The following is a 22,741-nucleotide window of genomic DNA, read 5'->3' on the forward strand; positions in this document are numbered from 1 at the left end:
ATTTAAATGTTAGCGTTGTTATATCGTTAAAAATAGATGAGTATTTTAATCATGATAACGTTTAGGAATGTATATTGAAGAAATATTTTTTGATTAGGTTAAAAGAGAACTCTGTCAATTTAATATACGTTATATCCAAATAACTTTAGATCTTCTCCTGAGTCCGAAATAATCTCTTCGAACTGCAATCCTACTTTTTCTAAAAGCTTTCCTGAATAGATGTTATCGATAGTTGTAATTGCTACAATTCGTTTCAGTCCTAGTTTTTGTACTCCGTATTCGATTACAGCAGAAGCGGATTCAAAGCCATATCCCTTTGAACGGAATTTCTCTAAAAAGGCAAAGCCGATATCAACATCTTCTAATGAATCCCTTTTAATAAGACCACACATACCAAGTGGAGTGAGATCTTCTTTTCGTTCAACTAAGTAAAGACCAAAGCCCATTTTATTATACATATCAACGGGTCCGTTTAAGATGTATTTTTTTGCATCTTCTAAGTTTTTAATTCTTTTATCACCGATATACTGAATCCATGCAGGATCGTTTACTAATTCAAGAATAAATGGAGCGTCTTTTATATCAAACCAGCGAAGAACGAGTCGTTCAGTTTCAAGAACTATCAATCCAATGCACCACCTTTAACATTTATAATAATTAGTATGGATTGCGTAATACGAAATCGCAACATATTTTAAAAGAGTCCTGCTTGTTCACATAAAGTTCGTTTGTTTTGTATAAAAGGATATTTTATAATTAGATTTGATTGTAAAGAGTGAGATGCTTATACAATGACTCCTAGGTGACTAGGAGTTTTTACTATATAACTATCATTATTACTAAATATGACACACTACACATTCTACTCAAGGAGGTACATAATGAAGAAATTATATAATGCATCGTTTACGTATTTGATTATCGGTTTATTATCAGGGATTTTCGCTAGGGAATATGGAAAGTATAAGGGGATTGTAGGATCTACGTTGTTAAATCTTTTGCATACACATACACTTGTACTTGGCTTTTTCTTCTTTTTAATTGCTTTAGGATTAGCAAAAGTATTCGCGTTTCATGAAGCGAAAAGTTTTAATAAGTGGTTTGTTGTACATAATATCGCATTAATTTTAATGTTAGGTTCATTGGCAGCAAGAGGGCTTTTTCAGTTAAATGGAGCGGATTTTAACGGGTTAACTTATATTGTTGGTTTTTCTCATTCGCTAATGGCAATTACTTTAATTTGGTTTATGTTGTTAATAAAGAAGTCGTTTAAAATGTAGTTTTATAGAAAAGAACTTGAAACAATTGTTTCAAGTTCTTTTTTTATTCGAAAGTAAGAAATGAATTTCGTATATGTAAAACTTGAATTATTTAATTTTTCGGATTATTATGTATAAAACACTTAACATATTTTGTAATTCTAATTTATAGAGAGTAGGAGAGTGTACGATGGAAATAACAGTAGAGCGTTTAGTAAATGAATTAAAGGGTGTACTTCCCAAAGATCGAGTAGTTGTGAATACGACAGTAAGAGAGTTACATAGTAAAGATGAATCTTATCATGCTAGTAGTTTACCTGATGTAGTAGTTTTTCCGAAAACGACAGAAGAAGTTAGTGCCATAATGAAAATAGCGAGTGAGCACGGAACAGCTGTCGTTCCATTTGGGGTAGGTTCTAGTTTAGAAGGACATGTAATTCCTTATGAAAAAGGGATTACGGTTGATTTTTCATTAATGAACAAAATTCTTGAAATAAGAGAGAAAGATTTTCTGGTGAAGGTACAGCCGGGGGTGACTCGTTCTCAGCTCAATAAAGAATTGAAGAAATACGGTTTGTTTTTTAGTGTAGATCCAGGGGCAGATGCAACGTTAGGTGGAATGGCTGCTACAAATGCAAGTGGAACGACAGCGGTGAAGTATGGCGTTATGCGTGATCAAGTTCGTGATTTAGAAGTCGTTCTTGCTGATGGAGAAGTAATACATACTGGGAATTTAGCCGCGAAGTCGTCATCAGGTTACCATTTAAATGGTGTTTTCGTAGGATCAGAAGGTACGCTTGGATGCTTTACAGAGTTAACATTAAAAGTATATGGCATACCAGAGCATGTTATGGCCGCAAGAGCATCGTTTCCAACTATAAATGATGCAGTTGAAGCTGTTATTAACATATTGCAAGCGGGTATTCCGATTGCGAGAATTGAACTCGTTGATGAACTATCTATGAAACAAGTCAATCATTATAGTGAAACAAGTTACAGAGAAGAACCTACATTGTTTTTAGAGTTTCACGGTAATGAAGCAGGGTTAAAGCAAGATGTTGAATTTACGAAGGAAATTGTTTTTGATCATAAATGTAAAGAAGTTGCTTTTGAAACGGAAACGGCAGCGAGAAATAAATTATGGGATGCCCGGCATAATCTAGCATACGCTTACGTTCATAGCTATCCTGGTAAAAAGCTTATGAGTACAGACGTATGTGTACCTATTTCAGAATTAGCTGGAGCTATCCAACAAGCGAAAGAGACATTAGAAAAGAATGGTCTTGTTGGTGGCATTCTTGGTCATGTAGGAGATGGGAATTTCCACGTGCTCTTAATGGTTGATCCAAATGATAAAGAAGAAGGGGAAAAAGCGGATGAAATAAATGAAAGTATTGTTCTATATGCTCTTAAACGAGGGGGAACGTGTACAGGAGAACATGGCGTCGGAATCGGAAAAAGGAAGTATCAAGAAGAAGAACACGGGGCAGCATTAATCGTAATGGAAAAAATAAAGAAAGCTCTTGATCCGCAAAATATTTTGAATCCGAATAAGGTGTTTCAATTAAAGGATAGGGGCTGATTGGGTGAAAGTACTAGAAGCGATAAGTAATATAGCTGGAAAGTATTTTGCATTTTGGGTTATTTGTATTGCAGCTATCGCATATTTTATTCCTGCTCCATTTCTCGGGTTAACTAGTTACATAACGATTTTACTCGGAGTTGTCATGTTTGGGATGGGTTTAACATTAAAGGCTGTTGATTTTAAAATCATTGCTACAAAACCATTGCCAGTTATTATTGGTGTATGTGCTCAGTTTATTATTATGCCACTTGTCGCATACGTACTAGCCTACGTTATGAATCTACCAGCCGAATTAGCAGCTGGATTAGTGTTGCTCGGTTCAGTACCGGGTGGCACTGCATCAAATGTTATGGTTTATTTAGCAAAAGGGAACTTAGCGTTGTCTATTGCAATGACGTCATTATCAACGTTACTAGCACCCATTGCTACACCTCTTATTTTATTATTACTTGCAGGACAATGGATGCCAGTGAATGCTATGTCTATGTTTCTTTCTATCGTACAAGTCATTATCCTACCTATTATTTTAGGATTAGTGGTGAAGAAGTTTTTCCCTAAAACTGTTACGAAAGGAATGACTGTTATTCCTTTAATATCAGTATTAGCAATTATCATTATTGTTTCAGCGGTAGTTTCAGCAAATGTAAGCAGTATTACTTCTTCAGGCCTTCTTATCTTTATTGCGGTTATGCTCCATAATGCGTTCGGATTTTTACTCGGATATATAACAGCGTTCGTACTTGGACTAGATGAAGGGACAAGAAGAGCTATTTCAATAGAAGTAGGAATGCAAAATTCAGGTTTAGGTGTTGCACTAGCAACCGCACATTTTGGACCAGCTGCGGCACTTCCAAGTGTATTAGCAGCAGTATGGCATAATATTGCAGGGCCGATTTTAGCAACCATCTGGTCAGAAAATGCAAAGAATACTTTCAGGGATGAAAATGTATCGGTAAATATAGAAAAATAGGAATGATAAAGAATGCAAAAACGTATTGTACATTTTGAAGGCTTAGTTGTATTCTTAGCCGCGATTTATATGTATTCATTATATGAATTTAGTTGGATTATATTTTGGATATTCCTATTAGCACCGGATTTATCAATGTTAGCTTATGGGATAAATAATCATATTGGTGCTAAAATATATAATATATTTCACACATATATTATATCCATTTTAATAGCTATAGTAGGTGTTTATTTTAAGATGGATACCGTTATTATGATAGGCCTAATATGGACGGCACATATCGGAATGGATCGAATGTTTGGATATGGATTGAAATATGAGACGGATTTTAAGGATACTCATATTCAAAGGTTGTAAATTGTATTGGGAAGAGGGATATATTGAAACAGAGAATTACTATCGAAGAATATAACACCAAATGGGAAAGTGAATTTAATAAACTACACACTCTTATTAACGATGTAATGGAAGACAGTATTTTATCCATTGAACATGTTGGGAGTACATCTATTAAAGGACTTGCAGCAAAACCAGTATTAGATATTGATATAGTAATAGAAGATTACGGAATTTTTCCTGAAGTAGTAACAAAGCTTGAAGCGATAGGATACTATCATCAGGCAGAATGGAGTTACAAAGGGAGAGAGGCGTTTGGCAGAAAGGACGCTTTCGTTCCGTGGGACGGAGAAAGTACAGATTGGATGGAACATCATTTATATGTTTGTGACAAAAATAGTGAAGAGCTAAGAAGACATATAGCGTTTCGGGATTACCTTCGTGAACATGAAGCCGTTGCTGCTGAATATGGGAGTTTAAAGAAAGAGTTAGCAAGAGAGTCGAAACATCGATCCAGTTATAGTGAAGGTAAGACGGCATTTATTACAAATATATTGGAAAAAATAAACTAAGGTCGCATTGAGTATATGCGGCCTATTCTTTTTTAATTGAGAGCTGCCATTATAAAACAAATATAAACTGGCCCTGTTGAATGCTACGAGACTTAAATATAATTAGAAATAAAAGATCGGAAAAGAGGGAGCTTATGTACGTACCAAAATATTTCGCAATAGAAGATGAAAAGATGAAGTATGAGATAATAGAACAAAATAGCTTTGCAACATTATTTTCTCAACATAACGGGGAACCATATGCAACGCATTTACCGTTGTTATTAAATTGGGAGACTCTAACTTTACATGGTCATTTCGCACGTCCGAATGAACAGTGGAAAGATAGTGAGAATCAAGAAGTGTTAGCTATATTCCAAGGACCACATAGCTACATATCTCCATCGTGGTATGAAACAAACAATGCAGTACCAACATGGAATTACGTTGCAGTGCATGTATATGGGGAATTAGAAATTGTTGAGGATGAACAGGAATTATTAAATTCTCTTCAAGAGTTAGTACATAAATATGAAGATCCAGAGAGCACCTACTCACTTAATGATGTAGATCCGAATTATATGGGAGGATTAAGTAAAGGGATAGTTGGTTTTAAAATTAAGATTAGTAAAATAGAAGGAAAAGCGAAATTAAGTCAAAATCATTCTGTGGCAAGAAGAAAATTAGTTGTGGAGGAACTTGAGAAAGTTGGTAGTGAGGGGAGTAGGGGGATTGCGGAGTTGATGAGAAAATAAAGTCTACATCAAAGGGAGATATTCTAAATAAGCGTATTTAAAAAGACCTTCTTAATTGAAGGTCTTCCGTTTTTTAAAGTGCTTTTTCAGCTGTTGTTGAGTTGTAGTCTTTACTTGCGTCAACAGATTGAACAAGGTCAGGTCTTTGTGGTGCAGGAAGATCAGCATGACCCGCTTGGTATGTAAATGAACTATGAATACCAGTAGCTAGAATACCGAAAACAGATAGTCCTAAAAAAACAGAGCTAATTTTTTTAATCATTTCAATGCCCCTTTCTCAAACGTTTTTTCTTTTGCTTGTAACGCTTTATGAAAATATTCACTTGCCTTAATGTGGTTATTTTCACTATAAAATTTAACAGCTAATTTTTCTGAGTATTCTTGAGTGTAGTTATATAATAATTCTTTGTCGAAAAACGTAATTCCTTTAAGAATAATTGTTTCTAATTCTTCAGAAGCAACATTATTATTTAGTTCGTTTAGAATTTTAAAATGATATATATATTCTTCATTATTTAATTCAGTACAAATTTTTAACCCTTTTTGGATTAACCCTTCAGCAATACTAGTTTCATCTAGTTTAGAGTGTTCTCTTGCTTGCAAGAAGAGAGCTTTGAAATGTGTAGGTTTCTTTTCAGTTACTTCTGATAGGTGACGGATTGCGAGTGTGGAGAGGTTTTGACTCGCATATAACCAACCCAAATTATTACGTACACTTAAAATTAATTCTTTTTCATTAGATTTTTGTAAAAGGTGTATTGCTGAATTATATTGTTCTTCCGCTTGTTCATATTGTTTTAAATATACAAATGAGGCACCTAATGTATTTTTGCATAATCCAACTTTAACTTCGTAGCCAGTATGTTTATCGAAAATCTCTTTAGCCTTAGTTGCATATTCAATGGATTCAATTGGTTGATAAAAGTGATAATGGAAAATCGCCATTCGATAATAAAATTCAGCATGCTCTAGATTATCAGTGTTATTTACTAGTAATAACTTAGCTTGTTCATAATGTTCGCTAGCTAAGTTATAGTCTGTGGTTAAAGTTGCATAAATGCCTTTAAAGAAGTGATAGTAGTAAGCCAGTGGATGGTTGGATGAGATTAAGTAAGAATCTATTTTATCAAAACAATCTTTTGAAATACTTAAACTATCTACTAAAACTTTATATCGAAAGTCTAGTAAGGAATGATATAATGCTAAGTTTTCATCTTCTTCAAAGTTTAGTTCCTTTTCCTCAATTTCATGCTTTAAGTTTGTCGCCTGGGACACATCTTGTTTAAGCATAGCTAAATACCAATCATTAAATAATTTCGTAATTTGTTCATTACCTTGTAGTTGAACGTTCATGAAATCCCCTCGCTTTTTGAATATTCTTATAAAATATATTATCAAAAATAACAATATTTAGAAATGTAATTTTTATTTCTCAATATTTGTTTAACGAGCTTATGAGTAAGTCTATTGGAATAGTTTAATTTTTGTTTTGGAGTAAAGAAAAGGAATCGGGAAAGGTGCATTTTAAAGTTCTAGTTGAGAGGGGAGAATATAAAAAGGTGTGTTCACACAATCTGTATGAACACACCTTTTTACATGTTAAACAATCAAGTCCCACAAAAAGTACGATAAGGACGATTCGTCGGTGCAGGTGGAACGCAGTATTCTTCTTGCTCTGTAGCATACGCATAAGGATTGGATAGAGCTTCAAGAAGTTTTTCCATTACGCTATAGTCGCCATTTGTGACAGCTGCTTCTAGTGCTTCTTCTACGCGGTGGTTTCTTGGGATGACCGATGGGTTATTATTTTTCATCATTTCGTAGGCGTTTTCTTTCAATTCTTCTTGTTTTTCTAATCGAGATTGCCACAGTTTGTACCATTCTTTAAATTCAGCGCTATCGAATAGAGGCGTATTTTCTAACGTATCAAGAGTTAATGAACGGAATGTATTTGTGTAATCCGCTTTATATTTCTCCATCATTTTTAAAAGTTGCTCAATAAGTGAGTGATCTTGTTCTTCGTTGCTAAATAGTCCTAATTTCTTTTTCATTCCAATGAACCACTGTTTTTCATATTGTACGCTAAATTTTGAAATTTCGTCTTGAGCAATCTTTAATGCTTCTTCTTCATCTTCATGCAGAATTGGTATTAAAGATTCTGCTAGTCGCGCCAGGTCCCATGCAGCCATATATGGCTGATTTCCATATGCGTAGCGACCTTGTGTATCAATAGAGCTAAATACAGTTCCTTGGTCGTAATTGTCCATAAACGCACAAGGGCCGTAATCAATCGTTTCTCCACTGATCGTTATATTATCAGTGTTCATTACACCATGGATAAATCCAACAAGTTGCCATTTAGCGATGAGACTTGCTTGTTTTTTTATGACTTCTTGTAGTAATGCAGTATATCGGTTTTCATGATCCTCAATTTCTGGATAATGCCTTTTTATCGTATAGTCAGCTAGTGATTGAAGATCCTCGATGGAACCACGAGCGGCAGCATATTGAAATGTGCCGACGCGTATATGGCTACTTGCTACTCTAGTTAAAATTGCTCCAGGTAACTTTGTTTCACGATATGTTGGTTCACCAGTTGTAACAACTGCTAAACTGCGCGTAGTTGGAATATCAAGTGCATACATTGCTTCACTAATAATATACTCACGTAGCATCGGACCGAGTGCAGCGCGACCATCACCACGGCGTGAATACGGAGTAGGGCCAGAACCTTTCAGCTGAATGTCAAAACGTTTACCTGAAGGGGTAATTTGTTCACCTATTAAAAGCGCACGACCGTCGCCTAACATATTAAAATGTCCGAATTGATGACCGGCATACGCTTGAGCTAATGGATGAGCTCCTTCTGGGAGTGCATTACCAGCGAAAATAGCAATTTCAACTTCTTTTTTCAATTCTTCAGGATTAAAGCCAAGAGATATTGCTAATGAATGATTTAGTTTAACTAACTCCGGTGAACTTACGGGAGTAGGGGGGGGTTCTGTATAAAATGATTGTGGTAAAGTCGTATAACTATTATCTAAATTCCAACCAGCTTCATTATTTTTAGTCATTTTATCTCCTCCTTGTTTATTTTTTTATTATGTATTTGTACGTATGTATTCTTTGCAAAATTAGCTAAAAGTATAATATGATATTTCCCCTTGCAATCTATTGTAAGGACTTCACTGCACTATGTCTATTTAACAGTAAATATAAAGACCCCATTTTAAGAAAATGGAGTCTTTATTATTATTTTATTTTTACGATTATTTTTCCTTTTGCTCTTCCAGCCTCTGAATATTCCATTGCTTTTTGCGCATCTTCAAAAGGGAAAACTCGATCGATTACTGGTTTTATTTTTCCTGCTTCAATATAATTTGCGATAGTACGTAATTGATCGCCACTTGGCTTCATAAATAAAAATGAATATTGAGCACTATGCTTCTTTTCAAGTGCAGTAAGTTTTTTACTTGCTAATGAAAATAAGAGTGTTTTGAAAAATCTGGAACCAAATTCTTTACCGAAACGAGCATTTGGCATTCCTGAAACGGAAACAATGTTGCCGCCGCCTTTTATAATATCGAATGATTTTTCAAGTGTTGTACCGCCGATTGTATCAAATACTGCATCATAATCTTTTAGTATTTCTTCAAATTTTTCTGTTTTGTAATTAATAATTTCATCTGCGCCAAGAGACTTTACTAAATCGGAACCAGCTTCACTAGCAGTCGTCGTAACGGTAGCACCCATTATTTTTGCTAACTGAATTGCGAAAGTACCAACACCACCAGATCCAGCGTGAATTAATATTTTTTGTCCTTTTTGTAAGTGCATGATGTCATGTAGTGCTTGATATGATGTTAAGCCAACGAGAGGAATCGACGCCGCTTCCTCAAAACTTAAATTTTTTGGTTTTAAAGCTATATCATCCTCATGAATGGCTATATATTCCGCGAAAGTACCGATCTTATTTTTTCTTGGACGTGCATATATTGCATCGCCGGCTTTAAAACGAGTCACTTTTGATCCAACCTTTACGATGACACCGGAAAAGTCATTACCAAGAATTAAGGGCATTTCATATTTAAGTAACATCTTTACTTTTCCATCACGTATTTTAAAGTCAATTGGGTTAATACTAGCTGCATGAATTTCAGCGAGTACTTCATATTCATTTATTTCAGGAGTAGGTACCTCTGCCATACGCATTGGAACTTTCCCGTACTTATCAATTATCATTGCTTTCATTTCTTATACCTCCAAATTTCAATAAAAGTTGTGCAATAGCTTTTCAATATCTAATACAAGATTTTTTAATAAGCCTAATTTTGTACGTATATCAATATAATAAAAGTTTTTTGTGCCTTCTTTTCGCATTAAAATAATACCGGCTTCTCGTAAAATTCTAAGGTGATGTGATACTGCTGGTCGAGAAAGGTGTGTTTGTTTCGTAATTTCACCTACACGTAATCCGGTTTGACATTCTGTTTCCATTAGAACTAACAAAATAGCTTGCCGTGTTTCATCACCAATTGCCAATAATACTTTTTGAGAATCAATAAAATCTTTTTTTATAACGCTTAATTGTTCTTGTTTATTCATTTCAATCACTTTACCTCCAATGAATTAGTCGAAAGGTTTAAGATGATGGACCATTACATCGATACGGTAATGCTACATCATTGTTATATGAGCTGCAATATTGGGAAAGAAAATCGAGACGAATGAAATTTTATGAGTTGAAAATGGTAGGGGATAGAAAAGACTTTAATGATATGTTATTTACAGATGAGAAAGGATAAGGATTTTAAAAAAATAAGCGGTCGTACCCTGAATAACTTATAGGGTACGACCGCTTATCATGTTTTTATTATGATGGTGTCTACTAAAGTGAATTGTTTCGTTTTACTCTTTCATACATGCATAATTCAAACAGATTATAGATGTATGAAAAAGTAAAAGTAATTTGGGGCGTAATCTATCTATATGATAATTTAAAATGAATTATAAGTCTATATCTTTGTTGTTTTTTTGATTATATTTATGTCACTGAGCTCAGAACAATGATGTGGAGGGTAAATATATGAAATTGAATTACATACCAGTTTTAATTGTTGGAGGAGGATTATCAGGGTTAGCCTCTGCGCTATTCCTTGCAAAACATAACGTTGATTATTCACTGGTTGAAAGGCACCCGTCTACTGCAATTCATCCAAAAGCAGGTGGAATCACTTTTCGTACGATGGAGTTATTTCGAGAATTAGGTTTAGAACAAAGAATTAGATCAGCGGGTAAAACATTAGAAAATTGTCGAGGAAGAATAGCTGTTCATACAATAGCTGAGGCGAATCAGGAAGAATTCGCACAATTTAGGGTGACTCAGTATGAAAACGATGAAAAATTACTTCGAAAAGTAAAAGAGATTAGTCCATCAAAACAAACTGCTTGTTATCAAATTACTTTAGAACAGATGATGTTACTAGAAGCAAAAACATTAGGTGGGCAACTATTTTTTTATCATGAATTAGTTTCATTTGAACAAAAGGAAAACGGAGTAATAGCAACGATTCGAGATCGCGAAACGGAAAAAGAGAGGGTTGTTCATTGTGACTACGTAATTGCAGCAGATGGGGCAAAAAGTAAAATACGTGAGCAGCTAGGGATAAGTACGGAGGGACGAGGTACAATCGGTGGCTATTATATGAATATTTATTTTGAAGCGGATTTAAGTGAGTTTATACAAGGAGATGCATTTGGTTTTTCTATGGTATTTCATCCGGAAGTTCTTGGTGCGCTCATTCCAGTTGATAATGAAAGAAGATGGATTTACCATGTATCCTACGATCCATTAAAAGGAGAGCGACCAGAGGATTTCACTATAGAACGTTGTAAACAAATTATTCAAACCGCAATTGGAAGCACAAATGTTGAGCCGGAAATAGTAAGTGTTTTACCGTGGGAAGCGACTGAAAGTACTGCTACAAAATTTCAAAATAATCGCATTTTTTTAGTTGGCGATTCTGCACATATTATGCCGCCAACAGGAGGGTTTGGTTCCAATACAGGGATACAAGATGCGCACAATCTAGCTTGGAAATTAGCGGCTGTTATAAAAGGAAAAGCAAACCCGAAATTGTTAGAAACATATCATGAAGAGAGATATCCTGTTGCAAAATTAACGACAGATTATGCGAGTAGTTTACTGTTTCATGCGGCGAATAGAGAAGAAGGTAGTTTAAATAATATGGACGGTTTAGCTGTTACAGTTGGATATCAGTATTGTTCAGAGGCGATTATAGATGACTCAGTCACTCCACATAGAATGGATAGCGTAGAGTTGAACGGGAGACCTGGAACGCGAGCGCCACACTTTTTTGGAACATATGATGGGAAAGAAATTTCAATACTTGATTTATTGGGTAACGATTTTGTATTACTTACTCTAGCAGAAAATCGTACTTGGGCTGAGTGTGTACAGAATGTTTCATCTACATTAGGAATAAATATAAAATTTTATAGCGTTGGTTTAAGGGGAGACTTTATTGCTCAAGAAGATATTTTTAGCAAATTATATGGAATAGAGAATGGAGGAGCTGTATTAATTAGACCAGATGGTTTTATAGGATGGCGTTTGGAAAAAGAGGTAGTAAATCTAGATGTAGTAAATCTAGATGTAGTGCTTGAAGAGGTAATGGGTAATTTATTATGTGATTTTTAAGTAACTAAGGAAGTATTGTCTTTTATAGGACGATACTTCTTTTTTAGCTTAAAAAATAAAGATTGTGTAGTGAAGAGACATTATTATTATAAAAATATATGTAAATTAATTCTCTTTCTTTTTTTGTTATTAGAATTTTTTTAGTTTTTAGTTATAAGTGTTGGCAATTACTAGATTGAATCATTTTTTTATTGTATTATATTTCCTAGAGATTATATACTACATTACCTCTAGCCGAAGTAAAGCAAATAGACGATGTAAAAAGACATATTTTATCACCAAAAGAATTTCTTAAAGATTGATTAAAATTAAAAACAAGTGCTTTAGGCTATGCAGCAATTGGGGTTGGTATAACTGCTGTAAGTGCCTTTGCGGGAGCCAAAGTAGGCGCAGCTGTTGGAACTGCTGCTGGGGCTTGTATTGGCTTTGGTGTTTCTATAGGAGCTAGTATAGTAACAGATGGAATTAAGTTTAATAAAGGTGATTGGAATCATGATGGTAAACAGGATTCGATAAAAGATAAAGTTAAAACTGGAATCGGAGCAACTTTAGATAAAATTTTTTAGTTTTTGGGAGATTAATATGGAAAAATACCACGGAAAGAGCACGGAACAAATTATTCAGAAATTGATGCCTGACAGTGTAAGATCGAGTGTCGTTATGGTATGGGTAGTTATTAATTTTATGATTTTAACCCCATTTTTATTTCCTCCAACCTTTACTATATACTTATATATAATTTTACCTTTTCTTTTGACTGCTAATATATGGGGAGTATGGGTATTTTTTTATAAACCAAATGAGCTAAGGTTGGTACACATTTTATATAATGGATTTATGGGAATAACTTTTTCTTTTGGAAGCTTTATAGTGATTCAAAAGATTGCATATACCTTTATTAAAATTGAAACACCTCTGTTTTTTATTGTTACTTTTGTGCTTTACATTCTTACAATCTATAAATTGATTTCTATTGGAATGAAAAGTTTTTTAAGGCGATTAAACAATGAAGAAAATGACAATATAAAAATTTCTCCAATTGTGTATTTATCAGGATTGGGATATGTTATTGGACAAATATGTATAGGTACATTATCACAAAACGGTTTAGCGACGGTCTTAATTTTAGTCTTTTCTTTATTTGCTGTTGTGCTTAGTATATCTGGAGTATATATATGGGTATATGTTGATTTGAAGAGGAAGGAAATGGATGGGATGCATAATGGACAAATATAATGGCAACAACATAGTGGATTGTATACGAATATTAATACCATTTGATATAAGAAATATTGTAGGGGCCTTTATGTGGGTTATCATGAATTTTATGCTACTCATCATTTTATTCATATTTCCACCGTACAATATATACTCTTACGCAGCTTTTCCATTTTATGTGATATGTAATCTATGGGGAATTTGGGTTTCTATTTATAAGCCTCGGCAGCCTCAATTGCAACATTTACTATATTCTGGATTTGTTGCGTTAAGTATTTCATTTTGTAGTTTTATAGCTGTGCAAAAGTTAGCTTACGAATTCGTAGAAATAGAATCTCCTTTATTTTTTATTCTATCGCTTATTGCATATAGTTTAATTGTTTATAAATCTGAATTATTCTGGATTAAATATTTTACAGCCCGCTTAAGGGGGATCACTGATCAAGATGTGAAAATCCCTAAAATTGTATATTTTTCGGGTTTAGGTTATATGATTGGTCAAGTTAGTATTGGAATTTTGAGCCAAAAAGCTATGGCGATTGTGCTAATCGTTATTTTTTCATTTATTTCAGTTGTTTTCCTAGCGCTAAGTACACATTTGTATTTTTACTTTGATTTCAAAAAACAAGGTATTACTTCGCGACATTTAAAAGAATTATATTTTCAAAAGAAGCCTAAACTGTCAAGGAAGGAAAGGAGACAATCCGTGGCTGCTTCGGGACATGTAAATATACCACATTCTCAAAAGAAACCTAAACTTGCAAGAAAGGATATACGAAATTAAGAATTTGTAATTAAGTAAAGCCTAGATTTACGTAAATATCATGTCAAATGACAATAGAATTTTATCTTGTATGAATGGAAATTAAAGAAGTTAGATAGGAATCGGGTTGTTCGGAAAAATTCGACGTGTTCAAATAATAATTAGTTTGAGGCAGATGTATAACTCATACTGATTAAAGCTTCACTGTACTGGAAAAATAATATTCACAAAATTTAATAGGTTTGGTATGATTAATTTCGACAAGTTAATCGAGGCCGGAGATATTTGAGATAAGCCATAAATTTATTTAGGGATACAGAAGTGTCCTCTAAATAATTTATGGCTTTTTTTATTGATGAAATGTAATCAATAGGAAGTTACATGTGAATAGGAGGGATATGGAAAATAAATAGTATAGTAATAACATAGGAGAATTATATTTGTAAGATTGGAATTTTAATATAGGCTTATAAAAATAATGAAAGTGTATCTTCTATTTCGTGTAAATCTCATTAACTTGTTGAAATTTACAACGTAGGAAGGGTTAAAAGGATGAGAAAAATTATTAGCGTATTAGTTATTTTCTTTATGACGGGAAGTATTTTTGCTGGGGGAGCTGTTCATGCGAAAGCAGAAGGAAAGCATGAGTGGAATAAGAATAAGTTTTTAAATATTGCACATCGCGGAGCAAGTGGACATGCACCTGAGCATACTTTTGCTTCTTATGATTTAGTAAAAAAAATGAAAGCGGATTATTTAGAGTTAGATATTCAATTAACAAAGGATGGCCAATTAATTGCAATGCATGATACAGCAGTTGATCGCACGACAAATGGAACAGGTGAAGTACGAGATAAAACATTAAGTGAAATAAAGAGTTTAGATGCAGGATCGTGGTTCAATAAAGCGTATCCAGAAAAGGCTAAGCAAGAGTATGTTGGTCAAAAAGTTCCGACTCTTGAAGAAATTTTCCAAAAGTACGGAAGAAGCATGAAGTATTACATTGAAACAAAATCACCAGATGTGTATCCAGGAATGGAAGAGAAATTATTAGCTTTATTAGAAAAATATAATTTAATAGGTCAAAACATGTCTTCTAGCCGTGTCATGATTCAATCATTTAGTAAAGATAGTTTAAAAAAGATTCATAGTATGAATAAAAATATTCCATTAGTTCAATTGCTTTGGTATTATCCAAATGAAAACAATGAGATTGTTGAATGGTCTGGCATTACACATGAGCCGAAACGTGTAACGAATGATGATTTTCAAGAAATTAAAAAATATGCAGTCGGTATTGGACCAAACTTACGTAATGATAACGGAGATTTAATTATCAATGAGTCATATATGAAAATGGCTAAGCAAAATGGACTGTTAATTCATCCTTATACAATTAATGAGAAACCAGATATGAGATTGTTAATGAAATGGGGTGCTACAGGAATGTTTACAAATTATCCGGATCGGTTACATAGTGTGTTAAAAGAAAAATAAGTGAGATAGCATAAAAGGTATACCAGTGTTTTAGGTATACCTTTTTTCTATTATGCTAGATTATAGTAATAGGAAACATATTCTTCTAGACCTTGAACCTCTTTTTCAGGTGGCTCAATACCACCTTTTCTACCGTAGCAAACATTTCTCAAGTATTCTCCAAAAATCATAGAGCGGCTTTTCTCATTTTCCATCCAATTATATCTATCAATTATAAACTCACCATCGAAACTTGTATCAAATGTATATGGGATACAAGTAATAGTTTTAGGTAAATGTTTTTTTAATACTCTATATTGCCGACCAGCGCCTAAGCTTTTGCATACAAATAGTAGCCGATTAATCTTTGTGAAATCAAAAATCTTTTTCGCTTCCATTACATTAGCGATAGAATGGAGGGAGTTTGTCTCGAACATGATAGCATCTTTTGGTACGCCATGTTCCATTAATTTATTTACAATTACTTCTGCTTCTGACAAATCCCCGTAATTCCAGCTCGGATGTTTCATGCCATGTAAACTAGTACCACCTGTAACGATAATTTGATTTCCTAAACCTTGTCGATAAGCTTCTAGAGGAGCTTGCCAATTGCCAGGGTGAGAACCGCCGAAAACGAAAATGGCATCACATTTTTGTGGTGTTATTTCTTTTAGAAAAGTGATTTCTGTAATTTGATCGATTTGTTTTTTCGTAAGAGTAGGGACATCAGGATATTTAGGTATTACCATTTAAAAACCTCTTATATAGTAAAATGATAAATTCATTATATAGCGATTTTGTTAAGTGGAAAAAGGGAAGGTTTTCATTTAAAAGTACCCCTTTTAAGATAACTCTCCAATAAACCAAATTTCTTTTTCATCGATTGCATCCTCATCATAAGTGACTTCTTGAAAGTGCAACATTTGAGGAGTAGGACAAATTGAGATTCCCCATGTTTCCCAAAAATCAATTTCATTCGAAAGAAGTATCCATTTTTGAAATTCATTATTTCTAGTGAAAAAGTTATGAAAGTAGTCATCGTTTTTAAATACGATAATTTGCGATTTCCATAAATTCTCTATAGAAATTAAAGTAACAACTCGATATGTATGTGTATCACTCGGTTTTATTTTTATTAAATGATTTACTCGATCTATTAAGGTTTGTATACATAATCGTTTTACTTTTCTAGGTGTTTTATGAGACTCGATAAAAGCTTGAGAAACTGGTAAAGGCATATACCAATATTCATTGTTATAGAAAATAGAAGGGAACGTTTTTGTATGTTCCTCAATTCGTTTAATCATAGCGTTTGTTTTTCGTTTCATCCCACGTATTTTCTTTTCATGCATTGTGAGTCACCTCTATAAATTTTTGTAATGCAGCTGAGCGAAATATATCGTTTCTAGTAATGAAAGTAGTAGGAACTTTTTTGAAGCTATTTGGTAAAGGATTGAATGATACGTCATGTTCATGCCCCTTTAAAATTGATTTCATCATAATCGCTACGCCCATACCTGATTTTACACATGCAAGTATAGCTTCAATTGTTCCGAACTCTAATACTCGTTTAGGCGAGACACTTTCTTCTTGAAGCCAGTCTTCTAATAAACTTCTATAATAGCATCCGTGACTAAAGGCAAGTAAATTCATATCTCCTATGTCTTTAAAGGAGGATAAAGTTTTTTTACTAATGAGAACTAATTCTTCTTCACGAAATACACTTGTATGAAGTTCAGTATGCTGAATAGAGCCAGCTATAAATGCTCCGTCAAGTTTTCGCTCTAATACAAGCCAAATTAGTTGTTCGGTCGTATTTGTTTCTAAAATCAAATCGACTTTTGGGTACTTCTCATAGTAGGCCGTTAATATAGAGGGGAGCCTTACCGCAGTTGTAGATTCTGTACATCCAATTTTCAAAGTACCTTTTGGCTCAGTTCCATTACTTTGAATCGCTTTTATAGATTGATCCATTAAGTGGATAATTTGTTTGGCGTATGTTAATAAAATCTCACCGTTAGAAGTTAAAGTTACACCTTTTCCGTTTCGGTAAAATAAAGGCACACCTAATTCATTTTCTAGTTGTTTCATACGCATCGTTACGCCTGATTGTACATAGTTCAAATTTTTAGCTGCGTGAGAAATATTGTTTTCCTTCGCAACTTCGTAAAATACAGTTAAATCTTTTATGTCCACGTATCATCCCTCCGAAAAGGTATCATTTTTTTTGATGGATTATATGATGAATCTTTATTTTATATGATATCAGAACTTTCATACAATGGAAGAGGATGGAGGGATTATTGTGTTAATGGAAGAAAGGATGAACAGTACTTATAAGTGGGTTATGTTAATTGTTGCGACGATTGCTCAAACAACAGCGACGCTAATAACGTATGGTGTCGGGGTTTTCGCTTTATTTTGGAAGGAAGAATATGCGCTTACGAATGTGGAGAATGGATTGTTAGTAAGTATTGTAAATGTTGGACCGTTATTTTGTATGCTTTTTGTCGGTCGGCTACTTGATCAATATAATGAAAAAATATTAATTTCTATCAGTTCATTTTTGCTAGGGAGTTCGCTTTTACTGACTAATATAGTAAGTGGATTTAATGGGTTATTATTTGTACTTTTATTAATAGGAATGTTTTATAGTGTTTCCCAGCCAGGAGGAAGTAAAGTGATTTTAAAATGGTTCCCAAAAGAAAATCGCGGATTAGCGATGGGAATAAGGCAAGCTGGTATACCGATTGGTGGCGCGTTAGCGGGAGTGTTAATCCCGTTTCTTACAGTACAATATAATATGACTTACGCGATAAATAGTATCGCATGCATTTGTATAATTGGAGGAGTATTATTTTTTGTGTTTTATAAAGAGCCATATGTTCAGGAGGAAGCGAGGAAAGGACATATTAAAATTTCCTTTTGGATGGAGCTAAAAGTAGTGATATGTAAAAAAGAGTTGTATCCAATTTATATAACGGGTATTTGCATGATTTCATTACAAATGGTGTTAGTTGGACACTTCATGAAATTTTTAGCAGGGGAACAATCGATTACATCTATTGTAGCCGGAACAGTATTTTCAGTTATGTTCTTTTCTGGAATGATTGGTCGTGTTGCATTAGCAACTATTAGTGATGTGTTTTATAAGGGGAATCGGCGTATACCTTTATTTATAGCTGTCTGCGCTTCTATCGGCTTGATTTTATTGTTAGTAATGAATATACATACAATAACGAGTGGAGTCTTGTATAGTGTAAGTGCATTGTTAGGATTCTTTTCAATTGGATGGTTTAGTCTTTTTATAGCCGAAGTTGCTGAATTGGCAAGTGAAGAATCTGTAGGAATAACAGTGAGTGTAGCACTTACATTAAATCAAATTGCTATTATTGTTGCACCTGTTTTATTTGGTTATATTGTGGATGAGAAAGGGTATGCGTATGCGTGGTTATGTATAGTAGTATTGTTAAGTATCTCAGCAGTCAGTTTATATAGAAAAAACAAAAAAATAAAAGAAAGTTAGCAATGTAAATTTTTTATGAAGAAAATATAAAGAAATGCCGAGTGAGCGACATTTCTTTTTTTATTTGTTGTATAATCAAAATATAAATGAGATTCATTTTCAATGAAGTTCATTGCCTCTTTTGAAATTGCCTGTAATTTTAGCCATAATGATTTGTTTTTCTTTATCGTTATTTGCATGATTTATTTTGTTTGAAAATTTTTAGTATCATTTCCTTTTAAAGTCATAATCTATTTTACTTAATATTAAATTATAACTATATTCTATTGTAGGATAATGAAACGTCATATCACCTAAACAATTGTCTCTATCTGTTTTTTTCATCTTAACAACTCCGTTTCTTATAGTGTGTAACAAATGTTACATAAGATGTTGAAATTATAGTAGGGTGCATCCGATTGTATGGTGGAAATTTTGCAAGAAAGAAATACAATAGAGAGTAGCCAAAAACTGAATATGAGAAAAAGGAATCTAGTTCATTTAGGTGAATAATAGGTAGTATTATAAAAAATTTGAAAATTAATAGATATAGAATAGAATGGATGCGCGTTAAGTGAAACTAGATAAAAGAGGGTTCCTATTATGTTAAAGAAATGGTTAATCGTTTTCTTTATTTTTGCTGTTTTTTCTGGAAGTGTCGTTGCACTCATACATGCAAGTAAAGGTAAGAAATATGATATAAAGGCATTTTCTAATTTGAATAATAAGCAAAAGGACGATATGCAAAAAGTTGATGCCAATGAGAAAAAGCACTATGAAGTTGTAGCTGGAAAACTAGATCAATATTTAAAAGATAAAGGATTTAATGGTAGTGTTCTTGTAGCTAGTAAAGACCATGTGATTTTACGAAAAGGTTATGGGTATGCAAATGTGAAAGATAAAGTATTCACAATGCCAAGAACGAAATATCGCATTGGTTCTATTACGAAAACAGTCGTTGCAATATCTATCATGCAACTAAAAGAAAAAGGAAAATTAAATATTGAAGACAATGTAAATAAGTATATTCCATCGTTTCCGGCAGATAAAAATATTACGTTACGAAATTTATTAACGCACACATCAGGGTTACCAGATCAAGGAAAAGGTAGGGTGGATGCGGCGTCACGTTTAAAGTTAGTAACGTGGATTGGTTCGCAAGCGTTACAATTTCCTGCAGGGACAGGATGGAAATATACAGACTATAATTATATGGTGCTTGCGTATATTGTAGAAAAAATTACGAATAAACCGCTCGCTGAATATGTGAAAGAAAATATTTTCACTCCTGTTGAAATGCATGAATCTGGAATGGGGGCAACTCTCCCAGAAGATATTTTTTTAGCAGAAGGTTATACGAGAAAAGATAATGAATTAATAGCTGCACCTCGCTTAAAAATGAACTGGTTGTATGGATGTGGTGAAATGTATACGACTGTTGAAGATATGAAAAGGCTAGATGAGGCTATTATGAATGGAAAACTGTTATCTAGACAAAGTGTATTAGATATGTTTACTGCATCACCTGCAAGAAAGTATGGATTTAGTTTCTATACGTATCCAGATTATTATCATAACCACGGGGTATTAGCAGGCTGGAATACTTTTAATAATTTTAACTGGGATAAAAGAACGTTTGTCATATTGTTCTCTAACGTCCAAAATGGTATGAATGATGCATTTAATCAAGAGTTTAGGAAAATGGCGAATGATTTAATAGAAGGAAAGGGAGCATGAAAGAGAAAGAGCCTCTAGCGAGAGGCTCTTCTTTTTTATAAAGTTGAAAACTCTTCAACAAGTTCACTAAAACGATTTAATGCACTTTCAATCGGTTCTGGCGTAGTTAAATCAACACCAGCTTTTTTCAATAAGTTTAATGGATAGTCTGAACTTCCGCCTTTAAGGAATTCAATATAGTGTTTTTGAGCATTTGGATCGCCGCTCAATAATTTATCGGCAATTTGGATTGCAGAAGCGAATCCAGTTGCGTATTTGTATACGTAAAATGGACGGTAGAAATGCGGTATTCTAGCCCACCCGTATTTTACTTCTTCGTCAAATACGAGGGAGTCGCCATTATACTCTCTGAACAAGTTTTCATAAACGTCGCTAAAGACTTGGGCATTTAATGGTTTACCTTGCTGCGCCATTTCATGCGTGATTTTTTCAAATTCAGCGAACATAATTTGTGTAAAGAAAGTGCCTTTAAATTTCTCAATGAAATGGTTTACTAAATGGTTACGTACATCAGCATCTTTTGCTTCTTTTAATAAATGATGAATTAATAGCACTTCATTTACTGTAGAAGCGACTTCTGCGACAAAAATAGTATAGTGTGCAGAAATTCTTGGTTGGTATCCGTGTGAGTAGTGCGTATGCATACCGTGCCCACATTCGTGAGTAAGAGTGAAAAGACTATTTAAATCATCATGATGATTTAAAAGAATGAATGGATGAACGCCGTATACACCAAAGTTATAAGCACCGGAACGTTTTCCTGGAGTTTCTCTCACGTCGATATAACGTTTATCTTTAAAGCTCTTTAATGTTTCAATATATTCTTCACCTAAAGGAGCTAGTGATTCAATCATGATGTCAAACGCTCTATCGTATGGAATGTCTTGTTTTACACCAGCTACTAAATCAACGCTCAAGTCGTACTGGCGTAGTTCATCTACATTTAATTTTTCTTTTCGAAGTTTATTATAAGTATGTAATGATTGAATGTTTTTTTTCGTTGTATCAATTAAGTTTTCATATACTGCTTTCGGAACCATATCGCCAAATAATGATTTCTCTAACGCCGATGGATAGTTTCTTAGCTTAGAAATAGTAACATTATTTTTAATAGCAGCAGATAAAGTAGAAGCGATAGAATTCTTTAATTGAACGTATGGTTTGTAATAAGCTTTATAGGCTTCTTTACGTTTCTCGCGATTCTCATCTTCTATTAACTTTGCATACATTCCGCGTGTTAAATTTACTTTTTCTCCATCATCATTTGTAATTTCTCCAAATAGTATATCTGCATTATTTAACATGCCGTATGTATGCTGAGGAGAGGAAAGTGCTTCACCCATTTGTGATAAAATCTCTTCTTGGTCCTTATTCAATACGTGTTTTTTATAACGGTATAATTCAAATAAGTCTTCTTTATAATATTGTAAGCCTTCTGCTTCTTCTATGTAAGAATGTAATGTGCCTTCATCTATGCTAAGTAAGAATGGAGAAAAGAAAGATTTAGCCGCACTTACTTTCACGTGTAATTGTGACACTTTATCGACAAGCGATTGGGCGTCAGTATCGCGCGTATCAAGATCAGATTGTAATCGTGCATAAGCAAACATTAAAGATATTATGCTAGATATTTCTTCACTCTTCGTTAAATAAGCTAATAAACTATTGCCATCGTGAATATTTCCATTAAACTCGTGTAATTCTTTCGTTAACACTTCAATTTTATGAAAATCGCTTTCCCAATCTTCAATTGTATGGTAGATATCCGTTAAATCCCATTTCTCTTTCTCATCTACTTGTAATCGATCTTTAAGTTCTGTCATAATCATTTCCTTTCTATACATGTAGTTATATTTCTATAT

General features: G+C 33.6%; 22 protein-coding genes and 1 pseudogene. 12 read left to right on the forward strand and 11 right to left on the reverse strand.

Annotation, left to right across the window (positions count from 1 at the left end; genetic code table 11):
- Positions 1–119: 119 nt before the first annotated feature.
- Positions 120–626 carry a GNAT family N-acetyltransferase gene (locus ACQVV1_RS07465; protein WP_242255242.1) on the reverse strand — a complete coding sequence of 169 codons (507 nt, stop codon included), beginning with the start codon at positions 624–626 and terminating at the stop codon, positions 120–122.
- A 255-nt stretch (positions 627–881) separates the two neighbouring features.
- On the opposite strand from ACQVV1_RS07465, the gene ACQVV1_RS07470 reads away from it, so the two are divergent.
- The 6 genes from ACQVV1_RS07470 to ACQVV1_RS07495 all read left to right on the forward strand — a co-directional run bounded on the left by ACQVV1_RS07470 (position 882) and on the right by ACQVV1_RS07495 (position 5,459).
- Entirely contained in the window at positions 882–1,280 is a 399-nt protein-coding gene (locus tag ACQVV1_RS07470; protein WP_431168716.1) for a DUF2871 family protein, read from the forward strand.
- A gap of 169 nt (positions 1,281–1,449) precedes the next feature.
- Positions 1,450–2,841: an FAD-binding oxidoreductase gene (locus tag ACQVV1_RS07475; RefSeq protein WP_309259183.1), complete on the forward strand. Its 1,392-nt coding sequence runs from the start codon at positions 1,450–1,452 to the stop codon at positions 2,839–2,841.
- A 4-nt stretch (positions 2,842–2,845) separates the two neighbouring features.
- Positions 2,846–3,814, forward strand: coding sequence for a bile acid:sodium symporter family protein (locus tag ACQVV1_RS07480; protein ID WP_309259182.1), 969 nt, complete (start codon positions 2,846–2,848; stop codon positions 3,812–3,814).
- Between the two features lie 12 nt (positions 3,815–3,826).
- A complete protein-coding gene (locus ACQVV1_RS07485) occupies positions 3,827–4,174 on the forward strand; it encodes a DUF4260 domain-containing protein (RefSeq protein WP_001172040.1) in 348 nt (115 codons plus the stop codon).
- A 23-nt stretch (positions 4,175–4,197) separates the two neighbouring features.
- Positions 4,198–4,725: a GrpB family protein gene (locus ACQVV1_RS07490; protein WP_309259181.1), complete on the forward strand. Its 528-nt coding sequence runs from the start codon at positions 4,198–4,200 to the stop codon at positions 4,723–4,725.
- A 134-nt stretch (positions 4,726–4,859) separates the two neighbouring features.
- Positions 4,860–5,459, forward strand: coding sequence for an FMN-binding negative transcriptional regulator (locus ACQVV1_RS07495; protein WP_242255250.1), 600 nt, complete (start codon positions 4,860–4,862; stop codon positions 5,457–5,459).
- 73 nt (positions 5,460–5,532) lie between these two features.
- On the opposite strand, the gene ACQVV1_RS07500 is transcribed toward ACQVV1_RS07495, so the two are convergent.
- The 5 genes from ACQVV1_RS07500 to ACQVV1_RS07520 form a co-directional block, all read right to left on the reverse strand.
- The gene (locus tag ACQVV1_RS07500) at positions 5,533–5,721 is read right to left on the reverse strand and encodes a Phr family secreted Rap phosphatase inhibitor (protein ID WP_087958833.1); all 189 of its coding nucleotides are present in this window, start codon (positions 5,719–5,721) and stop codon (positions 5,533–5,535) included.
- Positions 5,718–6,812 carry a response regulator aspartate phosphatase gene (locus tag ACQVV1_RS07505; RefSeq protein ID WP_001102707.1) on the reverse strand — a complete coding sequence of 365 codons (1,095 nt, stop codon included), beginning with the start codon at positions 6,810–6,812 and terminating at the stop codon, positions 5,718–5,720. The genes ACQVV1_RS07500 and ACQVV1_RS07505 overlap by 4 nt, the downstream gene beginning before the upstream one ends.
- A gap of 254 nt (positions 6,813–7,066) precedes the next feature.
- On the reverse strand, positions 7,067–8,533 hold the full coding sequence (locus ACQVV1_RS07510; RefSeq protein ID WP_309259180.1) for a protein adenylyltransferase SelO: 1,467 nt from the start codon (positions 8,531–8,533) through the stop codon (positions 7,067–7,069).
- A gap of 178 nt (positions 8,534–8,711) precedes the next feature.
- The gene (locus ACQVV1_RS07515; protein ID WP_166703206.1) at positions 8,712–9,710 is read right to left on the reverse strand and encodes an NADP-dependent oxidoreductase; all 999 of its coding nucleotides are present in this window, start codon (positions 9,708–9,710) and stop codon (positions 8,712–8,714) included.
- Positions 9,711–9,728: 18 nt separating this feature from the next.
- The gene (locus ACQVV1_RS07520; RefSeq protein WP_000571892.1) at positions 9,729–10,073 is read right to left on the reverse strand and encodes an ArsR/SmtB family transcription factor; all 345 of its coding nucleotides are present in this window, start codon (positions 10,071–10,073) and stop codon (positions 9,729–9,731) included.
- 472 nt (positions 10,074–10,545) lie between these two features.
- On the opposite strand from ACQVV1_RS07520, the gene ACQVV1_RS07525 reads away from it, so the two are divergent.
- The 4 genes from ACQVV1_RS07525 (at position 10,546) to ACQVV1_RS07540 (ending at position 15,658) form a co-directional block, all read left to right on the forward strand.
- Positions 10,546–12,180: an FAD-dependent oxidoreductase gene (locus ACQVV1_RS07525; RefSeq protein WP_309259179.1), complete on the forward strand. Its 1,635-nt coding sequence runs from the start codon at positions 10,546–10,548 to the stop codon at positions 12,178–12,180.
- Positions 12,181–12,762: 582 nt separating this feature from the next.
- Entirely contained in the window at positions 12,763–13,416 is a 654-nt protein-coding gene (locus tag ACQVV1_RS07530; RefSeq protein WP_309259178.1) for a hypothetical protein, read from the forward strand.
- Entirely contained in the window at positions 13,391–14,182 is a 792-nt protein-coding gene (locus tag ACQVV1_RS07535; protein ID WP_309259177.1) for a hypothetical protein, read from the forward strand. Before ACQVV1_RS07530 ends, ACQVV1_RS07535 begins: the two co-directional genes overlap by 26 nt.
- Positions 14,183–14,713: 531 nt before the next feature.
- On the forward strand, positions 14,714–15,658 hold the full coding sequence (locus tag ACQVV1_RS07540; RefSeq protein WP_309259176.1) for a glycerophosphodiester phosphodiesterase: 945 nt from the start codon (positions 14,714–14,716) through the stop codon (positions 15,656–15,658).
- A 50-nt stretch (positions 15,659–15,708) separates the two neighbouring features.
- Here ACQVV1_RS07540 and ACQVV1_RS07545 read toward each other — a convergent pair whose 3' ends face one another.
- From ACQVV1_RS07545 to ACQVV1_RS07555, 3 genes are all read right to left on the reverse strand, one after another.
- Positions 15,709–16,386 (reverse strand): YdcF family protein, encoded by a 678-nt coding sequence (locus tag ACQVV1_RS07545; protein WP_242255264.1) that lies wholly within the window; start codon positions 16,384–16,386, stop codon positions 15,709–15,711.
- 93 nt (positions 16,387–16,479) lie between these two features.
- The gene (locus tag ACQVV1_RS07550) at positions 16,480–16,989 is read right to left on the reverse strand and encodes a DUF3916 domain-containing protein (RefSeq protein WP_242255265.1); all 510 of its coding nucleotides are present in this window, start codon (positions 16,987–16,989) and stop codon (positions 16,480–16,482) included.
- The gene (locus tag ACQVV1_RS07555) at positions 16,982–17,833 is read right to left on the reverse strand and encodes a LysR family transcriptional regulator (RefSeq protein WP_242255267.1); all 852 of its coding nucleotides are present in this window, start codon (positions 17,831–17,833) and stop codon (positions 16,982–16,984) included. Before ACQVV1_RS07555 ends, ACQVV1_RS07550 begins: the two co-directional genes overlap by 8 nt.
- Before the next feature lie 85 nt (positions 17,834–17,918).
- Between ACQVV1_RS07555 and ACQVV1_RS07560 the strand changes: the two genes are divergently transcribed.
- On the forward strand, positions 17,919–19,163 hold the full coding sequence (locus ACQVV1_RS07560; protein ID WP_431168717.1) for an MFS transporter: 1,245 nt from the start codon (positions 17,919–17,921) through the stop codon (positions 19,161–19,163).
- Between the two features lie 99 nt (positions 19,164–19,262).
- Here the strand turns inward: ACQVV1_RS07560 and ACQVV1_RS07565 are convergent.
- Positions 19,263–19,487, reverse strand: a pseudogene (locus ACQVV1_RS07565) (hypothetical protein).
- A gap of 258 nt (positions 19,488–19,745) precedes the next feature.
- On the opposite strand from ACQVV1_RS07565, the gene ACQVV1_RS07570 reads away from it, so the two are divergent.
- Complete coding sequence (locus ACQVV1_RS07570) at positions 19,746–20,879, forward strand: serine hydrolase domain-containing protein (RefSeq protein ID WP_242255272.1); 1,134 nt, start codon at positions 19,746–19,748, stop codon at positions 20,877–20,879.
- 35 nt (positions 20,880–20,914) lie between these two features.
- Here the strand turns inward: ACQVV1_RS07570 and pepF are convergent, their stop codons facing one another.
- Positions 20,915–22,702 carry an oligoendopeptidase F gene (gene pepF / locus ACQVV1_RS07575; RefSeq protein WP_242255274.1) on the reverse strand — a complete coding sequence of 596 codons (1,788 nt, stop codon included), beginning with the start codon at positions 22,700–22,702 and terminating at the stop codon, positions 20,915–20,917.
- Positions 22,703–22,741: the final 39 nt, after the last annotated feature.

Origin of the sequence: Bacillus basilensis, from assembly GCF_050630465.1 — a bacterium.
Classification (GTDB): Bacteria; Bacillota; Bacilli; order Bacillales; family Bacillaceae_G; genus Bacillus_A; species Bacillus_A basilensis.

Coding starts and splice junctions, on each gene's coding strand:
- ACQVV1_RS07530 (WP_309259178.1), top strand. CDS start 12,763: ATGGAAAAATACCACGGAAAGAGCACGGAACAAATTATTCAGAAATTG.
- ACQVV1_RS07545 (WP_242255264.1), bottom strand. CDS start 16,386: ATGGTAATACCTAAATATCCTGATGTCCCTACTCTTACGAAAAAACAA.
- ACQVV1_RS07525 (WP_309259179.1), top strand. CDS start 10,546: ATGAAATTGAATTACATACCAGTTTTAATTGTTGGAGGAGGATTATCA.
- ACQVV1_RS07500 (WP_087958833.1), bottom strand. CDS start 5,721: ATGATTAAAAAAATTAGCTCTGTTTTTTTAGGACTATCTGTTTTCGGT.
- ACQVV1_RS07560 (WP_431168717.1), top strand. CDS start 17,919: ATGGAAGAGGATGGAGGGATTATTGTGTTAATGGAAGAAAGGATGAAC.
- ACQVV1_RS07495 (WP_242255250.1), top strand. CDS start 4,860: ATGTACGTACCAAAATATTTCGCAATAGAAGATGAAAAGATGAAGTAT.
- ACQVV1_RS07535 (WP_309259177.1), top strand. CDS start 13,391: ATGGGATGCATAATGGACAAATATAATGGCAACAACATAGTGGATTGT.
- ACQVV1_RS07505 (WP_001102707.1), bottom strand. CDS start 6,812: ATGAACGTTCAACTACAAGGTAATGAACAAATTACGAAATTATTTAAT.
- ACQVV1_RS07485 (WP_001172040.1), top strand. CDS start 3,827: ATGCAAAAACGTATTGTACATTTTGAAGGCTTAGTTGTATTCTTAGCC.
- ACQVV1_RS07540 (WP_309259176.1), top strand. CDS start 14,714: ATGAGAAAAATTATTAGCGTATTAGTTATTTTCTTTATGACGGGAAGT.
- pepF (WP_242255274.1), bottom strand. CDS start 22,702: ATGACAGAACTTAAAGATCGATTACAAGTAGATGAGAAAGAGAAATGG.
- ACQVV1_RS07475 (WP_309259183.1), top strand. CDS start 1,450: ATGGAAATAACAGTAGAGCGTTTAGTAAATGAATTAAAGGGTGTACTT.
- ACQVV1_RS07510 (WP_309259180.1), bottom strand. CDS start 8,533: ATGACTAAAAATAATGAAGCTGGTTGGAATTTAGATAATAGTTATACG.
- ACQVV1_RS07515 (WP_166703206.1), bottom strand. CDS start 9,710: ATGAAAGCAATGATAATTGATAAGTACGGGAAAGTTCCAATGCGTATG.
- ACQVV1_RS07570 (WP_242255272.1), top strand. CDS start 19,746: ATGTTAAAGAAATGGTTAATCGTTTTCTTTATTTTTGCTGTTTTTTCT.
- ACQVV1_RS07550 (WP_242255265.1), bottom strand. CDS start 16,989: ATGCATGAAAAGAAAATACGTGGGATGAAACGAAAAACAAACGCTATG.
- ACQVV1_RS07470 (WP_431168716.1), top strand. CDS start 882: ATGAAGAAATTATATAATGCATCGTTTACGTATTTGATTATCGGTTTA.